Below are 16588 nucleotides of genomic sequence, written 5' to 3'. Positions count from 1 at the left end.
ACCCGGACCCAGGGGCCACGGTTTTGTTTAACCCCGGAGGGTGTAGTTCCTTGACATTTCGATGGCGCTATGGAGCAATGGAGTATTGGAGTGATGGAAAAACCACACCACCGATTATTGTTTTTCCCAATACTCCAGCTTTCCATTACTCCAATACTCCATATACAAGACTTTAAGGCAGAGCCAGGTATCTATGACTTGGTCCAGAGGACCAGGTTTTCCATGATGAAATGAAAAGGGAGGTTATTAATGAACACAACCATGGAATTGATCAAAGCCCGGGATCCGGGTGAAAAGGAGTTTCATCAAGCCTTGCAAGAAGTCATAGAAACCGTTCAGCCGGTTATGGACCGCAACCCGCAGTACCGCCAGGATGCCGTGCTGGAAAGAATCATAGAACCTGAGCGCGTGATTATGTTTCGAGTTCCCTGGATGGATGACCAGGGACAGGTGCATGTCAACCGCGGATTCAGGATAGAAATGAACAGCGCCATCGGGCCTTACAAGGGGGGGCTGCGCTTTCATCCATCGGTTAACTTGAGCATCCTCAAATTTTTGGCCTTTGAACAGGTCTTTAAAAACGCGCTGACCACCCTCTCCATGGGCGGTGCTAAAGGCGGGTCGGATTTTGATCCCAAAGGAAAATCTGATAATGAAGTCATGCGGTTTTGCCAGAGCTTTATGGCGGAGCTTTTCCGCCATATCGGTCCGGATACGGACGTCCCGGCCGGAGACATCGGCGTGGGCGCCAGGGAAATCGGATATCTGTTTGGAATGTATAAGAAACTGCGCAATGAATTTACCGGAGTATTAACCGGTAAAAGTTTGGGATGGGGGGGGAGTCTCATCCGTCCGGAAGCAACCGGATACGGGTGTGTCTATTTTGCCGCCGAAATGCTGGCCACCCGCAATGATAATCTTGAAGGCAAAATCTGTCTGGTTTCAGGTTCGGGCAACGTGGCGCAATTTACTACTGAAAAAATTCTCGAACTGGGCGGCAAAGTGGTGACTCTCTCTGATTCTAGCGGCTATATTTATGATGAGGAAGGTATCGACGCCGGCAAGCTGGCTTTTGTGAAACGCTTGAAAAACATCAAACGGGGACGCATCAAAGAGTACGCTGAAAAATATTCGAAGTCGGTCTACCAGGAAGTAGAACCTGAGCAGGAATACAATCCCTTGTGGGACCACAAGGTTGACTGTGCTTTTCCCAGTGCCACGGAGAATGAAATCAACCCCAAAGACGCTGTAAAACTAACAAATAATGGTGTTAATCTGGTCTGCGAGGGAGCCAACATGCCTTGCACGCCCGAAGCCATCAACGTTTTTTTAGACAAAAAAATACTTTATGCTCCCGGCAAGGCTTCAAATGCCGGCGGGGTGGCGGTTTCAGGGCTGGAAATGGCTCAGAACAGCATGCGTTTGAGCTGGCCGGCCGAAGAAGTGGATCTGCGTCTCAAAATGATTATGAAAAATATTCACCAGACCTGTCTGGATGCGGCGGCTGATTACAACGAACCCGGAAACTATCTGGCAGGCGCCAATATCGCCGGATTTTCGAAAGTGGTGAATGCCATGCTGGACCAGGGCCTGGTTTAACGCTGTCGAATTTGTTGCGATTTTAAATAATTTTTTGATGAAAAGATCTTTAGAAATAATTCTGATTATTGTGTTGGTGCTGATACCATACAAGTTACAGGCCTTTGAGCGCTATAACAGGGTTGTTAAGTATGACCAGTACTTTTCCAAGTATTCCAAGCGCTATTTTGGCCCGGGTTTTGACTGGCGGTATTTCAAGGCTCAAGCCGTGGCCGAATCCCGCTTGAAAGCCGGTGCCCGATCAAAGGTTGGGGCTGTAGGCGTTATGCAGATTATGCCCGCAACCTTTAAAGAGATCACCAAAAAGAACCCAAGCATTAAAGGTACTCGCAAGCAGCCCCGCTGGAATATAGCTGCAGGTATCTACTATGACCGGATAATATGGAAGGGATGGAAGGCCGAAAGGTCGTTTAAAGACCGCATCAGTTTCATGTTAGGATCTTACAATGCCGGCAAAAGAAATATTATAAAAGCTCAAAAAATAGCACAGGAAAAAGGGCTTAACCCGAACTTATGGGCATCCATAGTGCCCGCTTTGCCCGGCGTTACCGGCCGGCGGAGTAAAGAGACCATCGGATATGTCAAAAAGATTCACATGATTAAGGGGGTGTTGAAATAATGGAATGGTCCATTACATTACTCAATTTTGGTTATGCAATTGTCGGTGCTTTACTGACCTTAGTATTCATGATGATCGGATATAAAATATTCGACAAAATGACGCCTTTTAATACTTCCGAGCAATTAGCCCAAAAGAACCTGGCGGTCGGAGTTGTGGTGGGATCCATATTTGTGGGCTTGGGCATAGCGATAGGCCTGGTGGTCGGCATGGGACTTAACTAGTGTCCATCCATAAGCGGGAGTTTTATAAAATCGCGCAGCGATTTTATTCATCATCGACGATTACAGTGCCGTTTTGATCTCTTTTGACTTTCGTAATTCCGGGATGTTGTCTTTCCAGTGTCTCCAGGGATAAGGATTGCTGCCGGACAATTTGGAGTAGTCGCTGGTTTTCGGCCATGAGATCTTTGTGCTGGAGGGCCTGACGAATCGTTACCATCAGGTCGACCATGTTGCAGGGTTTGGTAAAGAAACGGTAGATTTCTCCTTCATTAATGGCGTGGATGGCGGATTCAAGGCTGGCGTGCCCCGTAAGAATCATGCGGATGGTGTCCGGATATTGCCGCCGGACAATAGCCAGAAATTCCGTTCCGGACATGCCCGGCATCTTGTCATCCGAGAGGATGACATCCACAGGTTCTTGGGCTATAATATTGAGTGCTTCTTCGGCTGAATCTGCGCACAGAACCTCATAGGGCTCTTGTGATAGCGCTTGTGTCAACATGTCCCTGATGGCGGGCTCATCGTCAACGACTATGACTGTATGCTGCATGGTACACCCCTTTACATGAGTTTTATTTTTTAAAGCGGCGTAGCCGCGCTATATAAAATCGCGGAGCGATTTTATAGCTGTATAACTTGCTTTTCCCTGGGCGCCTCGCATCGGGTGGAGGTCTTCCTTTTTTTCAGCATTGCTCGTGCTGTTTTCAATTTGGCATCGATATCAGCATCTTTCTGGTCAGGATCATGGTGGAAGAGATACAAAGTCTTTACCTTGGCATGGACGGCCAGATCCACAACCTGTGAGACGGCAGAATGGCCCCACCCGATTTTGGCTTCATATTCCTTGTCGGTGTAAGTGCAGTCGGTGATCAGGACGTCGGTGCCCGCCACGAAATCGATAAGCTGGTCCAAGTAGAACTTATTGTAAAACTGGTTGGGTTTCGGATAGAGTTCATTGTCGGTGACGTAACAGACCGATTTGTCCTTATATTCCACTCGGTATCCCAGACAGTGGCCGGGATGGTTAAGCAGCATGGTTTTTACCTTTATACCGTTTATTTCGAACTCTTCTTCCTTTAAATCGCGAAAGGTGACCATAGCGCTGAATTCCTTGATATTGATGGGAAAATAGACGCCGTCCATTTGTCCTGAAATCAGCTCGCGCATGGAAGTGTCGCCATGAGATGGTCCGAAGATTTCGATTTCGTTGCCTTGAGTATACAACGGTACGAAAAAGGGTATGGCGTTGATGTGGTCCCAGTGGGGATGGGAGATAAAAATCTTGGCTCCCACCAGGGGACGATTTTCGGCCACTAGATAATCTGACAATGCTTTAATGCCGGTGCCGGCGTCGAAAATGAAAAGACTGCCTTTGGCAAACTCCAGGCTGACGCAAGATGTGTTTCCGCCGTATTTTGTGGTCTGCTTGCCGGGAGCCGGAAGGGTGCCGTGGACCCCCCAAAACGTCAGTTCAATACGGTCCTGGATGACGCGGTGCAGTTGATCGACGATTTTTTTCGTATTAATTGGTTTGGTGATGTAACCGTCAGCACCGAAGCTAAAGGCGCGTTTGCGGTCGAACTCGTAAGATTTGCTGGACACCACCATGATTTTGGTGGCATCCAGGTCAGGTTCGGCACGCAGCCTTTTGATAAGTTCAAGGCCGTCCATTTCAGGCATCATCATATCCAGAATAACACAATCGGGTACTTGTTCGATGATTTCGGTCAGGGCACTGGTACTGGAAGTGTTATGGGATACAATGTGTGATTCTTTTTCAAGAATTTTGCTAAGCAGCTTGATAGAGATTTGGTCGTCATCGACAATGAAAAACTGAAGTGTCTTAGCCATGCCCCCCCCTGAAGGAGATTGTAAGTTAAAAGCGCTTTTCCATTGCTGAGGGTCTGTTGGTTCGCATCATTTTTCACCTGATTTACGTTTTGCAGCGTGCAACAAATTGACTGCTGCGGAAATACTTGGGGCAACACATTGCTTTTAATTATAAAAATTGTAAGAGAAAGCAAACAGGATGTCAACTAAGTTTTCCTCTCATTGCGAACCGTGTTGATTACGAGGAGGGAAAGATATCCGTCTAAGCGGCACAGGCTCGGCGTATTTCAGATGATTCCGACGCTGATTTCTCGATTGACACAACATTCGTATTTTTCTATATTAAATTTGAATTCCCCGCTGCGACTCGACTGAGCTCGTCGCAGGCTGAAGCTCGCTTGCCGTCGGTCGGGCAGTGGTGAACTCTGATTCTGTGAACCCAGTAGAAAGGTAACCCTGAACGTTGAACACTGAACCTGTGAACACTTATGCGTATGCCGTTTACTAAGCCATTGAACAAAACAAAACCTTTCTGGATCTGTGCCGCTCTATTCGGGCTTATTTTTGCAGTTCTTTTTGCGGTACGCTTGGACCTGTTCAAGAGCTTGAGCACCGTTCCCCAAAGCGTATCGTTATCATCCATAGATACCCTGCCCGCCGAGGATTCGTGGATGAATATATTCCAAAACGGCCGCAAAATCGGATCTTCACACACAACTTTTTCAAAAACCGCTAGCGGGTACCGCTTTCAAGAAAAGATACATATGCGCATCAATACAATGGGGCTGGTCCAGGACATAAGTCTCAATACAGGCGGAAGGCTAAATCCGGATTTTACGCTTTCGTCGTTTGATTTTGAGATTAGTTCGGGCCGTTTTCGTTTTGTGGTCGAGGGAACTATTTCAAACGACCTACTTTCCATTCAAACACAGAGTTTCGAATCCAAACGAAAGATCGATATCAAGCTCAAGGAGAGAGTATATATTATGCCCGGTATATTAAAAGCAGTAGCAGCTTCCGGTTTGGTGCCCGGAGACGAGTTTGCCTTTCAAATTTTTGATCCTGCTACAATGGGAAGGGAGGCTGCCATTGTCAAGGTTATTGGCCGGGAGGAAGTCCTGAACCAGGGAATCAATAAAACGGCAACAAAATTGTCGTTAATGTTTAAAGGAGTAACTCAGCTGGCATGGATCGATGAAAACGGCGAAGTGCTTAAAGAAAAGGGGTTTTTGGGGATCAGTTTAGAAAAAACAACACGTGATAATGCGCTTTTCGGCCTTCCCTTAGAAGCGAGTCAGGATCTTACAGCACTTGCTTCTGTTCCCTCGAATATGTTAATTGACGATGCCAGCAAACTGACCAGGCTCGAAGTTGAAATTGGAGGTATAAAATACGACGATATAGATCTGCACGGCGGTCGGCAGTCTTTTGTCGATAATGTACTGACGATAAATATTGAGTCATTATCAGATCTTGCGTCTTTTGCTGCTAAAAATAAATCGCATGAAGATAAAAAAGAATTTTTAAAACCGACTCCGTTCGTACAATCTGATCATCCCAAGATACGAAAACTGGCCCAAAAAATCGTATCAGGGAATGAAGTGCCCTTAACAAAAGCTATAAGGCTGGTTGACTGGGTCTATAAAAATATTGACAAGCGACCGGTTCTCTCCCTGCCTGATGCCCTCTCTACACTTGAGAATCGCATGGGTGACTGCAACGAGCATGCCGTGCTGCTGGCTGCGCTTGCGAGGGCGACAGGCATACCGGTAAAGATTGAAGCCGGGCTGGTTTATTTAAACGGGCGGTTTTACTACCATGCCTGGAATCTGTTGTACCTTGGGAAGTGGATAACAGCAGACGCTCTTTTTGGCCAGATACCGGTAGATGTGACCCACATACGGTTTGCAAGCGGGCAGCAGAAACAGCAGCTTGATTTGATGAGCATTATAGGCAAGATAAAGTTAAAGATTATAAACCAGACACTATGATAGAACTCACCGGACTGACCAAAAGATATACTGATTTAGTTGCCGTGAACGACCTGAACATTATTGTGCCCGAGGGCGAGATCTTCGGATTTATCGGTCCCAACGGCGCGGGCAAAACCACCACGATAAACATGATGGGGGGGATCATAACACCGACTTCAGGCAGCGTGACCATCTGTGGTATTCAGATGGAAGAACATCCGGAAAAGGCCAAAAGAAAAATCGGCTTTATTCCGGACAGGCCGTATCTATATGAAAAGCTTACCGCCATGGAGTTTCTTGAGTTCACCTCAGATCTTTATGGTGTTAATGAGAATGATTTTCTTGCCAGATCTCAAGAACAATTGGAGATGTTTTCACTTTCCGAATGGTCCAATGAGCTCATAGAATCGTATTCACACGGCATGAAACAGCGACTTGTTATGGCAGCGGCGCTCTTGCATGAACCGGAAGTTATTATTGTCGATGAACCGATGGTGGGACTTGATCCGGTGGCGATCAAAATGGTGAAAGAACTCTTCAGGCACCTTGCTGCCGAGGGTGTAACCATTTTCATGTCGACCCATACCCTGAAAGTGGCAGAGGATATTTGTGATCGCATCGGCGTCATTCATAAGGGCTCGCTTGTCGCCAACGGAACACCCGAGGATCTGAGGCGTCTTACCGATGTCGGCGAGGCGGACCTTGAACAGGTGTTTATTCGTTTGACTGAAGAATGAAAACTGTTATCATACTACTAAAGCCCAGGATTTTGTCCTTTAAGTTTAGGCGTTTTTCAAGCGACAACAAGGATGCTTTAATTAAGTTGTCAGTTTTCGGGACGATCGGGGTTCTTTTCTGGGGCGGTCTCTTTGCTGTCTCTTTGCGTGTCCTCGGTTATTTTAAGGGGATTGAAGAGCTTGGTGACATTTTAGCCTACAAATTTCTATCCATGCTGCTGCTGACGTTTCTTTCGGTCCTGATTTTCAGCAGCATTCTAACATCTCTTTCCAAACTGTATCTTTCCAGAGATTTGTCCCTTGTTCATTCCATGCCGGTTTCAAGCTACAAGATATTTACTGCAAGATGGATAGAGAGCACCATTGACAGTTGCTGGATGCTAATCGTATATACTCTTCCGGTCTTTATTTCATACGGAATTGTATATCAGGCCGGCATGTTTTTCTATGGCAATATCATTTCCGTTCTTTTGTCCCTTTCCATAATTGCATCCGGTATCAGTTCTTTACTTGTAATGCTCGCCGTGATTGTCATTCCAGCGGGTCGCATCAAGAGCATATTTGTGTTTCTGGGCCTGATATTTTTTCTGGTACTCTTTTTTGCCTTTCGTTTTTTAAGGCCGGAACGTCTGGTTGATCCCGAGGTTTTTTCAACGGCCCTTATTTATCTGAAAGCCTTAAAGACGCCGGCGCCGCCTTACCTTCCAAGCACATGGGCTTTTGACAGTTTCAAAACGGCACTTGAAGGCAAGATTGCAAAGAGTCTTTTTCATACCTCACTTTCGTGGAGCTTTGCAGGGATGGTGGTATTTATCAATATCATTATTGCAGATGCCATTTACATCAAAGGGCTGTCAAAAACTCAGACTGTACCGCCAAGGCTTTTAAAAATGAGTATATCAGGAGGTCGTTTATTATTTTTTTTGTCACGTCCGGTCAGGGCCTTGGCCGTCAAAGAGATCCGGACCTTTTTTCGAGATCAAACCCAGTGGTCCCAGCTTTTTCTTATTGGGGCCCTGGTGGTGATATATGTCTACAATTTTAATGCCCTGCCTCTTGAAAAGGCCCCCATAAAAACTATATATCTTCAGAACCTGCTTTCTTTTCTGAACATGGGGCTGGCAACCTTTGTGCTTACAGCCGTTTCAGCGCGTTTTGCCTTTCCAGCCGTAAGTACCGAAAGAGAGTCGTTCTGGCTTGTAAAATCAGCGCCAATATCGCTCAGAAGCTTTTTGTGGATAAAGTTCTTTATCTATTTCTTTCCTCTGCTGGTTCTAACTGAAATCCTCATTATTGCTACCAATATTCTTCTCAATGTTACCCCCTTTATGATGGTGCTATCCATTGTAAATGTATTTTTCATGGTTCCGGGAATTGTTTCCATGGGGATCGGTTTTGGTGCTGCGTACCCTGATTTTAAATCCGAAAATCCTGGTCAAGCCGTGACGAGCTTCGGGGGACTTCTTTTTATGATGGTGTGTGCCGGATACATTGGTACCGTCATAGTCCTGGAAGCAGGCCCGGTTTACAATCTTTTTATGGCGGATATCAACGCAAGGGTGCTGACCGTTATTGAACGGATCTGGATCTTCGGATCGTTTGGCCTGGCTTTTATTCTCAGCATCCTTGCAATCGTCATGCCGATGAACTTTGGTGAAAAAAAGCTGGCGAACACGTTGCTATAGTCCGAATTTGATGAATTCGCCAAAAGCCGAATTCATCAATATTGTTATTGTCAAATAAGAATCATGTCTTATAGTATTAGCTTCAATGAATTCATCAAAAGGTAACAGTTTAGCCACTAAGGCACAAGCCGACTTCGCCATAGTGGCTTTAGCTACGACGGCTGAAAGGCACAAAGAATCGGACAATTTAAATTAGTATTATAATCTTAGAGGCTTGGTGGCTTGGTGGCTGAACTATTGCGGTTAAATAAAAAACACGGGAGTAATAATGGCGGAAGTCGACAGAGATGACCTTGTAAGTATACTGGAAGAAAACGAAAAAGAGGCAAAGCTGCCCAAAACACTTCCGTTAATGGCGGTTCGGGATGTAGTGATTTTTAACGATATGCTTCTCCCTCTTTTTGTTGGTCGCGAAAAATCGGTTCGCGCTGTTGAAGAGGCGGTAGCAAAGGACGGATTTTTGCTATTGGCCACACAAAAGGATGCCGGCATTGAAAACCCGGGGCCGGAAGATATATTTCAGGTCGGAACAGTGAGTCGGGTTCTACGAATACTGAAACTTCCTGATGGTCGTGTCAAGGCGCTTGTACAGGGTATCGCCAAGGCGCGAGTCGTCAAGTACCTTGCAAAGCGCTCATTATATCGCGTACGTATTGAAATTATCGAAGAAGAACCAGTGGAGGAAATCAACCTTGAAATTGAAGCACTGATGAGGAATGTTCGCGAACATGCTGAAAAAATTTTGGCATTTCGTGGTGAGTTGACCGGCGACATTGATACGGTACTTGAAAGCATCGATGAACCCGGCAGGCTTGCTGATCTTGTGACCTCAAATCTTAGATTAAAGATCGACGAGTCCCAAAGTCTGCTCGAAATGGCTAACCCGGTGGAACGTCTAAAAAAAATAAACGATCTGCTTTCTCGGGAGGTGGAGCTTTCGTCGATGCAGGCCAAAATCCAGTCTGATGTCAGGGATGAACTATCAAAGAATCAGCGAGACTTTTTCCTGCGAGAACAGATGAGGGCGATCCATAAGGAACTTGGCGAAAGTGATGAAAGAGCTCAAGAAATTGCAGAATACAAAAAGAAGATTAAAAAAGCCAAAATGTCTAAAGAAGCGGGAAAAGAGGCGAAAAAGCAGTTGAAGCGTCTTGAACAGATGCACCCTGACTCCGGAGAAGCTTCGGTTGTGCGAACGTATTTGGACTGGCTGGTTGAAATGCCCTGGAGCAAAGCGACTAAAGATATAATTGATATTAAGAATGCCAAAAAGGTACTCGATAAAGATCACTTGGGGCTGAACAAGGTAAAAGACCGCATCCTTGAGTACTTAAGCGTCCGGAAGCTTAACCCCAAGATGAAAGGCCCCATTCTTTGTTTTGTCGGTCCTCCCGGAGTAGGCAAGACGTCCTTGGGTCAGGCGATTGCGCGTGCCATGAAACGTAAATTTATACGTATATCTTTAGGCGGTATCCGTGATGAGGCTGAGATCAGAGGGCACCGCCGGACATACATCGGCGCGCTTCCGGGCCGCATCCTGCAAGGATTGAAGCAGAGCGGGACTAACAATCCTGTTTTCATGATGGACGAGATTGATAAACTGGGGTCTGATTTTCGCGGTGATCCTTCTTCAGCTCTGCTGGAGGCTCTTGACCCCGAGCAGAATTCGGCTTTTAGTGACCATTATCTGAATTTGCCGTTTGATCTTTCCAAGGTTATGTTTATTCTAACCGCTAATGTAACCGATACCGTCCCTTCAGCGCTTCTTGACAGGATGGAAGTCATTACGCTTTCCGGCTACACTCAAGAAGAAAAAAAGTCGATTGCCCGCTGGCACCTTATCCCTCGCCAGATCAAGGAGAACGGTTTAAAGCCCAGAAACATACAAATCAGCACAGGAGCTTTGCAACAAATCATAGCAGAATACACTTCTGAGGCCGGATTGAGAAACCTTGAAAGGGAATTAGGGGCTCTGTGCCGAAAGTTGGCTCGCAAGCTTGCAGAAGGAGAAAAAGGCCCTTTTAAGATTACTAGAAACAATCTGCAAAAATACCTGGGTGTCTCCAGATATATTCCTGAAATGGATCAGGAAAACAGCCAGATTGGCTTATCTGCCGGTTTGGCCTGGACACAGGCCGGTGGCGAAGTCCTGTATATTGAGGCCACGCTTATCGGCGGCAAGGGGGAATTGATTGTAACCGGCCAGCTTGGTGATGTTATGCAGGAGTCTGCACGTGCGGCCCTCAGCTATGCCAGAGCAAATCTTAGTTCCTTTGGCCTCGAAGAGAACATTTTTGAAAGCATGGATGTCCATATTCACGTGCCCGCCGGAGCAATACCAAAAGACGGGCCCTCGGCCGGGATCGCAATGGCCGCAGCGCTTATATCTGCTTTGACAAAGAAACCGGTAAACAAAAATGTTGCCATGACTGGAGAAATCACCCTCAGAGGGAGAGTTTTGCCGGTCGGTGGTTTAAAGGAAAAAGCATTAGGCGCCCTGAGGGCCGGAATTCGTACAATCGTTTTTCCTGAAAAGAATAAAAGGGATCTGGTCGATATTCCGAAGTACGTAAAACGCAAGATCAATTTTGTGCCTGTCAAAAACATGGATAAGGTTTTAACAATAGCCCTATGAAAATACTTGCTGTTGATACATCGACAACAAGCTGCAGCGTTGCCGTTGTTGATAAAGACTTATTGCTGGCTGAAATGACGATTGACAGGGAGCAGACCCATTCAAAGCATTTAATGGATATGATCCATACGGTGATGGGATTTTCCGGCCTTGCAGTTTCCGCCCTTGACGGCTTTGCGGTAACCAGGGGCCCGGGAACTTTTACCGGACTGCGCATTGGAATAAGTACCATCAAGGGGCTGGCTGTGGCGTCCGGCAAACCGCTAGTGGGTATTTCGAGCCTTGATGCTCTGGCCGAGCAGTGTGCCTGCTCGGCATATCTTATCTGTGTGCTGCTGGATGCGCGTAAAGGAGAAGTCTATTTTGCAGGATACAGGTTTCAAAACGGCGTTTTGAAGAAGGAAATCGATGAAAGGGTTCTGCCTCCCCGGCAGGCTGTGCGTGATATCAATGAACCGTCTTTGCTGGTGGGCAATGGAGCTCGGCTTTATCAAGATACGCTTGCAGAAACCATGGGGGGGATGGCTTTTTTTGCATGGCCCTGTCAAAACACGATTCGGGCCTCAACTGTTGCCTGGCTTAGTATGAGTAGATTCGAAAAAACAGAGACAGATGATGTCGCCACGTTTGTACCGCAGTATATCCGCAAGCCGGCGGCTGAACTGAATTATAAAAAATCTGAATCAGTTAGAGTTGACTTTGACGTTTCCCTGAAAGGTTGCGGTTATCATTGACAATACCGCCTGGTCTTGTTATATAAAACTATTTATGAATAATGGTTTCGTAAATGGGTAATTATATTTGGTCTGACCCGCCGAGCCATACAGCTTTTCCTTTGGCAAAAGCAGGATATCCTTTTATATTTGCCGCAGCGCTTACGACTTTTGTATTGGCCCTGTTGCAGTTGACTCTTTTGTCTCTGGTTGGTCTGGCTGCCACTTTTTTCATCTGTTATTTTTTTAGGGATCCGGACCGTGTCATCCCTAATTCCGACGGTGCCGTGGTTTCGCCCGCCGACGGCAAGATCATCTTGGCGGGAGCGGTAGACAATAGCCCTTTTTGTGAAGGCAGAGTATTAAAGATCAGTATTTTCATGTCGGTTTTTAATGTTCATGTAAATCGGATCCCATATGAAGGTATTATAAAAACGGTCAGTTATCATCCAGGGAAATTTTTTTCCGCCAATCTGGACAAAGCCTCCCGGCATAATGAACACAATGCGGTTGGTTTAGAGACCGATCAAGGAAAACAAATATTTTTTGTCCAGATTGCCGGTCTTATTGCCCGGCGAATTATTTGCAAAGTGGGAGAGGGTGATAAGGTGGTTCGTGGTCAGCGTTTTGGTATGATATGTTTTGGATCACGTCTCGATGTTTATCTGCCGCTTGATACGAATTTGAAGGTGAGGGTCGGGGATCGAGTACAGGCGGGGACATCTGTTTTGGGAGATTTAGCATGAAAAGAAGAAAAAAGTTCAAAAAAGCAAGATCGCATCGCGGAATTTATATTTTGCCTAACATATTTACATCACTTAATCTTTTCTGCGGATTTTATGCAGTTGTCGCCGCCATCGACGGGAAATTCGCTGCTGCTGCAATCGCTATAATCATTGGTGTGATGTTTGATATTCTGGATGGAAAAATAGCCAGAGCTACCAATACAACCAGCAAATTCGGCCTGGAATACGATTCCCTGGCGGATCTTATATCTTTCGGGCTGGCTCCGGGTATTATGATATATTTGTGGGCCCTAAAACCCTTGGGTAGAATCGGCTGGCTGGCAGCCTTCCTGTTTATGGCTTGTGGTGCTCTGCGCCTGGCGCGTTTCAACTCGCAGGTAGGTACGGTCGGCAATGATTACTTTATGGGGTTGCCGATACCGGCCGCAGCGAGTATGGCAGCTACCACTGTTTTGTTTTGTCACCGGTTTAACATCGTCGGCAATCCTATAATAATTTTAATGTTCCTCTATATTCTTTCTTTTTTAATGGTCAGTACCATAAAATACAACAGCTTTAAAAAACCGGAACTGTTCCGAAAGATGAATTTCAATGTTTTGGTTGCGGTAATTCTGATATTGATATTTATTGCTTCACAACCACCCATAGCCCTGTTTATATTAGGACTCGCCTATGTCATTTCAGGTCCTTACATAACAATTAGGCATCATAGAAGATTAAAGCAAAAGGCATCCATACCTCGCAAAGTGCAAGAGCACGGATAGAGCCCCATACAGTTATAAAATCATTTAGTTATCAACAAGATTAATTTTGGAAGTTTAAGAGTGGAATTATGTCAAAAGAGTATAATATTGCAGTAATACCGGGCGATGGTACGGGACCGGAAGTCGTTGCAGAAGGTATCAAGGTTCTTAATAGCGTTGCAGAGAAATGCGATTTCAAATTGAATTTTACCCATTACGGCTTAGGCGGAGAACACTATAAGGCCACCGGCGAGATCCTGCCGGAAGAGGTCCTTGAACCCTTGGCCGCATCCGATGCCATCTATTTGGGAGCCATTGGTCACCCTGATGTTAAACCGGGTATTCTGGAAAAAGGTCTTCTCCTGAAACTCAGATTTGATTTTGACCAGTATATCAATTTAAGACCGGTTAAACTTTATGAAGGTGTGATGACGCCTATAAAGGACAAGGGGCCCGAAGATATAGATTTTGTCGTAGTACGTGAAAATACGGAAGGCCTTTACGTCGGCGCCGGCGGTTGTTTAAAACGCGGCACCGCCGACGAAGTAGCCGTCCAGACATCGATAAATACCCGCAAGGGTGTGGAAAGGTGTATCCGGTATGCTTTTGAATTTTGCAGGAATAGAAACAAGCAAAAAAAACTGACCCTTTGTGGTAAAACAAACGTGCTGACCTTTGCCTTTGATCTGTGGGAGCGCGCCTTTTATGAAGTCGCCCAAGAATATCCTGATATCGAAACCGACTATGCGCATGTTGATGCCATCTGTATGTGGATGGTAAAGAATCCGGAGTGGTTCGATGTTATTGTTACCGACAACATGTTTGGCGACATTATCACCGATTTGGGTGCCATGATTCAGGGAGGGATGGGGATTGCCGCCGGTGCAAACATTAATCCGGAAGGGGTGTCAATGTTCGAACCGATTGGCGGGTCCGCGCCCAAATATACCGGCAGGCAGATCATCAACCCCATCGCAGCTATTTCAGCAACCCAGCTTATGCTGGAAACCATGGGTGAGCTTAAGGCCGCCTCCTTGATAGAACAGGGCGTAATAAAAGTGCTGCGTGACGACCTGAAGGATGTTGCGGCCGGCAAAATGGGCTACACCACGCAGGAGGTCGGCGATCTGGTCACTGATTATATTAAGACCTCAATTGATCTATAAAGCTCAATTGAGTTTTAACTCGATTATGGTAGGATAACCGTCATGTCTGCAAAGAAATTTAATGTAGCTGTTGCCGGTGCCACCGGCGTCGTCGGAAATCAGATGATCGCTTGTCTTGAGGAGCGGAGCTTCCCGATTGAAACGATTAAATTGTTAGCCTCCAGTCGTTCAGTGGGGCGCAAGCTCGATTTCAGGGGAGATCCGGTAGCGGTTGAGGAATTGACAGAAAGTTCTTTTAAGGGTATGGATATCGCCATTTTTTCCGCGGGCGGTGGTATTAGCAAAAAATTTGCACCTGTGGCTGCCAAGGACGGTTGCGTGGTTATTGACAATTCGAGCGCATGGCGAATGGACCCAAAGGTTCCACTGGTGGTTCCCGAAATAAACCCGCATGCGATCGCCCAATACAAAAATAAGGGAATAATCGCAAACCCGAACTGTTCCACCATTCAGATGGTTGTCGCACTGCATCCATTGCATCAGAAATACGGCATCAGACGGGTTGTGGTTTCAACATATCAGTCCGTATCCGGAACCGGTCAAAAAGCTGTCGATGAACTCGACCATCAGACCCGGGCGATATTAAATTTCAAAGATTACGAAAAAAAGGTATACCCTCATACGATTGCTTTTAACTGTCTGCCGCACATCGATGTGTTTTTAGAGAACGGTTATACCAAAGAAGAAATGAAGATGGTCAACGAGACTTTAAAAATATTTGAAGACGATACTATCGGCATTACCGCCACAACTGTTCGTGTGCCGGTTTTTTACGGCCATTCGGAATCGATCAATATTGAGATGAAAGAAAATGTTACGGCCGACGAGGTTAGAACTCTGCTTGAGAAGTCACCCGGCGTTAAAGTTGTTGATGATCCTAAAAACAACATTTATCCCATGGCAATTGATGCTGCCGGTCAGGATTTGACACTTGTCGGCCGCATCCGCAAGGACGAATCGATTCCGAACGGGATCAATATGTGGGTTGTGGCCGACAACATCAGAAAAGGCGCAGCAACCAATGCGGTTCAGATAGCAGAAGTTCTGGTAAAGGAGTATTTGTAATTTGGAAAGAGTACCAATTACTAAAGAAGGGTATGAGACTCTCAAAAAGGAGTTGGAACACCTTAGGAAAGTGGAACGGCCTAAAAATATTAAGGCCATCGAAGAAGCCCGCAGCCATGGAGATCTTTCCGAAAATGCCGAGTATGAAGCTGCCAAAGATCGACAGGCCTTTATTGGAGGCCGCTTAAACGACTTGGAAGATAAGCTGGCGCGGGCGGAAATTATTGACCCTGATACAATGCCCAAAGATCGGGCAGTTTTTTCGAGTTTGGTTGTATTGGAAAACATCGATACGGGGGAAAACGTTGAATATCGGCTTGTCGGGCCGGATGAATCGAATATAGAGCAAGGTCTTATTTCCGTATCTTCACCTCTTGGAAAGGCGATTATTGGGAAAAAGCCCGGAGACGAGATTAACTTGCAGACTCCCGGGGGCAAAAGAAGTTATGAACTTGTAGAAATATTATAAAAGATAGGATTACAGAAATGTTAAATTATAATGGAGGTTTGTCGTGGCACGTATTACCATAGAAGATTGTTTAAAGAAAATACCAAACCGTTTTTTATTAGTGAACGTAGTGGCCAAGCGTGTGAGACAGATTCGTGAGGGCTCTGAATACCTGGTTAGTTCCCCTAAGAATGAAGATATCGTTGTTTCCTTGCGCGAAATCTCGGCAGGTAAGATCGTTATTAAAAAAGACCAGGAGGAGGAGGAATAAGAGGTCGACGTATCTTTTGTTTGACCTATCGAAGCTTTTCCTCGAGCCGACGGGTTGATGAGAACCCTATCTCAGTCTATGTGGCCAAGTGATGCTGGATGCTCGATGCTGGATAGATAAAAATAGAATCCCTT

16 protein-coding genes are annotated in these 16588 nt (G+C 45.9%); 14 read left to right on the top strand and 2 right to left on the bottom strand.

Annotated elements, in window-relative coordinates:
• Nucleotides 1–249: 249 nt before the first annotated feature.
• From gdhA to V3S16_RS09665, 3 genes are read left to right on the top strand one after another with little or no spacing between them, the layout of a single operon-like run.
• Nucleotides 250–1599, top strand: a complete 1350-nt coding sequence (gdhA, locus tag V3S16_RS09675) for an NADP-specific glutamate dehydrogenase (protein ID WP_413884480.1) — start codon at nt 250–252, stop codon at nt 1597–1599.
• A 37-nt stretch (nt 1600–1636) separates the two neighbouring features.
• Complete coding sequence (locus V3S16_RS09670) at nt 1637–2218, top strand: transglycosylase SLT domain-containing protein (RefSeq protein ID WP_413884479.1); 582 nt, start codon at nt 1637–1639, stop codon at nt 2216–2218.
• Nucleotides 2218–2442, top strand: coding sequence for a DUF350 domain-containing protein (locus V3S16_RS09665; protein WP_413884478.1), 225 nt, complete (start codon nt 2218–2220; stop codon nt 2440–2442). The genes V3S16_RS09670 and V3S16_RS09665 overlap by 1 nt, the downstream gene beginning before the upstream one ends.
• 43 nt (nt 2443–2485) lie before the next feature.
• On the opposite strand, the gene V3S16_RS09660 is transcribed toward V3S16_RS09665, so the two are convergent.
• Together V3S16_RS09660 and V3S16_RS09655 are read right to left on the bottom strand one after the other, a co-directional pair.
• Complete coding sequence (locus tag V3S16_RS09660; RefSeq protein ID WP_413884477.1) at nt 2486–2992, bottom strand: response regulator; 507 nt, start codon at nt 2990–2992, stop codon at nt 2486–2488.
• A gap of 71 nt (nt 2993–3063) precedes the next feature.
• Nucleotides 3064–4293: a response regulator gene (locus V3S16_RS09655; protein ID WP_413884476.1), complete on the bottom strand. Its 1230-nt coding sequence runs from the start codon at nt 4291–4293 to the stop codon at nt 3064–3066.
• Nucleotides 4294–4766: 473 nt separating this feature from the next.
• Between V3S16_RS09655 and V3S16_RS09650 the strand changes: the two genes are divergently transcribed.
• From V3S16_RS09650 to rpoZ, 11 genes are all read left to right on the top strand, one after another.
• Complete coding sequence (locus V3S16_RS09650; protein ID WP_413884475.1) at nt 4767–6263, top strand: transglutaminase-like domain-containing protein; 1497 nt, start codon at nt 4767–4769, stop codon at nt 6261–6263.
• On the top strand, nt 6260–6982 hold the full coding sequence (locus V3S16_RS09645; protein WP_413884474.1) for an ABC transporter ATP-binding protein: 723 nt from the start codon (nt 6260–6262) through the stop codon (nt 6980–6982). Before V3S16_RS09650 ends, V3S16_RS09645 begins: the two co-directional genes overlap by 4 nt.
• A complete protein-coding gene (locus V3S16_RS09640; protein WP_413884473.1) occupies nt 6979–8667 on the top strand; it encodes a putative ABC transporter permease subunit in 1689 nt (562 codons plus the stop codon). The genes V3S16_RS09645 and V3S16_RS09640 overlap by 4 nt, the downstream gene beginning before the upstream one ends.
• 268 nt (nt 8668–8935) lie before the next feature.
• Nucleotides 8936–11302, top strand: a complete 2367-nt coding sequence (lon, locus tag V3S16_RS09635; protein ID WP_413884472.1) for an endopeptidase La — start codon at nt 8936–8938, stop codon at nt 11300–11302.
• Entirely contained in the window at nt 11299–12036 is a 738-nt protein-coding gene (tsaB, locus tag V3S16_RS09630) for a tRNA (adenosine(37)-N6)-threonylcarbamoyltransferase complex dimerization subunit type 1 TsaB (protein ID WP_413884471.1), read from the top strand. Before lon ends, tsaB begins: the two co-directional genes overlap by 4 nt.
• Nucleotides 12037–12089: 53 nt before the next feature.
• Complete coding sequence (locus tag V3S16_RS09625; RefSeq protein WP_413884470.1) at nt 12090–12761, top strand: phosphatidylserine decarboxylase family protein; 672 nt, start codon at nt 12090–12092, stop codon at nt 12759–12761.
• Complete coding sequence (pssA, locus tag V3S16_RS09620) at nt 12758–13525, top strand: CDP-diacylglycerol--serine O-phosphatidyltransferase (RefSeq protein ID WP_413884469.1); 768 nt, start codon at nt 12758–12760, stop codon at nt 13523–13525. Before V3S16_RS09625 ends, pssA begins: the two co-directional genes overlap by 4 nt.
• 68 nt (nt 13526–13593) lie before the next feature.
• The gene (locus V3S16_RS09615) at nt 13594–14670 is read left to right on the top strand and encodes a 3-isopropylmalate dehydrogenase (protein WP_413884468.1); all 1077 of its coding nucleotides are present in this window, start codon (nt 13594–13596) and stop codon (nt 14668–14670) included.
• 42 nt (nt 14671–14712) lie between these two features.
• Nucleotides 14713–15735 carry an aspartate-semialdehyde dehydrogenase gene (locus tag V3S16_RS09610; RefSeq protein WP_413884467.1) on the top strand — a complete coding sequence of 341 codons (1023 nt, stop codon included), beginning with the start codon at nt 14713–14715 and terminating at the stop codon, nt 15733–15735.
• Between the two features lies 1 nt (nt 15736).
• Nucleotides 15737–16204 carry a transcription elongation factor GreA gene (gene greA, locus V3S16_RS09605; protein WP_413884466.1) on the top strand — a complete coding sequence of 156 codons (468 nt, stop codon included), beginning with the start codon at nt 15737–15739 and terminating at the stop codon, nt 16202–16204.
• A gap of 43 nt (nt 16205–16247) precedes the next feature.
• Nucleotides 16248–16454, top strand: coding sequence for a DNA-directed RNA polymerase subunit omega (gene rpoZ / locus V3S16_RS09600; protein ID WP_413884465.1), 207 nt, complete (start codon nt 16248–16250; stop codon nt 16452–16454).
• Nucleotides 16455–16588: the final 134 nt, after the last annotated feature.

This window comes from Candidatus Desulfatibia sp., assembly GCF_036446775.1.
Lineage (GTDB): Bacteria > Desulfobacterota > Desulfobacteria > Desulfobacterales > UBA11574 > Desulfatibia_A.
Note: the sequence above shows the minus strand (reverse complement) of the source record. Positions and strands in the feature narration are given on the sequence as shown.

What these genes read in the sequence shown, in the direction of transcription:
- gdhA (WP_413884480.1), top strand. Translation starts at nt 250, where the DNA reads ATGAACACAACCATGGAATTGATCAAAGCCCGGGATCCGGGTGAAAAG.
- V3S16_RS09670 (WP_413884479.1), top strand. Translation starts at nt 1,637, where the DNA reads ATGAAAAGATCTTTAGAAATAATTCTGATTATTGTGTTGGTGCTGATA.
- V3S16_RS09665 (WP_413884478.1), top strand. Translation starts at nt 2,218, where the DNA reads ATGGAATGGTCCATTACATTACTCAATTTTGGTTATGCAATTGTCGGT.
- V3S16_RS09660 (WP_413884477.1), bottom strand. Translation starts at nt 2,992, where the DNA reads ATGCAGCATACAGTCATAGTCGTTGACGATGAGCCCGCCATCAGGGAC.
- V3S16_RS09655 (WP_413884476.1), bottom strand. Translation starts at nt 4,293, where the DNA reads ATGGCTAAGACACTTCAGTTTTTCATTGTCGATGACGACCAAATCTCT.
- V3S16_RS09650 (WP_413884475.1), top strand. Translation starts at nt 4,767, where the DNA reads ATGCCGTTTACTAAGCCATTGAACAAAACAAAACCTTTCTGGATCTGT.
- V3S16_RS09645 (WP_413884474.1), top strand. Translation starts at nt 6,260, where the DNA reads ATGATAGAACTCACCGGACTGACCAAAAGATATACTGATTTAGTTGCC.
- V3S16_RS09640 (WP_413884473.1), top strand. Translation starts at nt 6,979, where the DNA reads ATGAAAACTGTTATCATACTACTAAAGCCCAGGATTTTGTCCTTTAAG.
- lon (WP_413884472.1), top strand. Translation starts at nt 8,936, where the DNA reads ATGGCGGAAGTCGACAGAGATGACCTTGTAAGTATACTGGAAGAAAAC.
- tsaB (WP_413884471.1), top strand. Translation starts at nt 11,299, where the DNA reads ATGAAAATACTTGCTGTTGATACATCGACAACAAGCTGCAGCGTTGCC.
- V3S16_RS09625 (WP_413884470.1), top strand. Translation starts at nt 12,090, where the DNA reads ATGGGTAATTATATTTGGTCTGACCCGCCGAGCCATACAGCTTTTCCT.
- pssA (WP_413884469.1), top strand. Translation starts at nt 12,758, where the DNA reads ATGAAAAGAAGAAAAAAGTTCAAAAAAGCAAGATCGCATCGCGGAATT.
- V3S16_RS09615 (WP_413884468.1), top strand. Translation starts at nt 13,594, where the DNA reads ATGTCAAAAGAGTATAATATTGCAGTAATACCGGGCGATGGTACGGGA.
- V3S16_RS09610 (WP_413884467.1), top strand. Translation starts at nt 14,713, where the DNA reads ATGTCTGCAAAGAAATTTAATGTAGCTGTTGCCGGTGCCACCGGCGTC.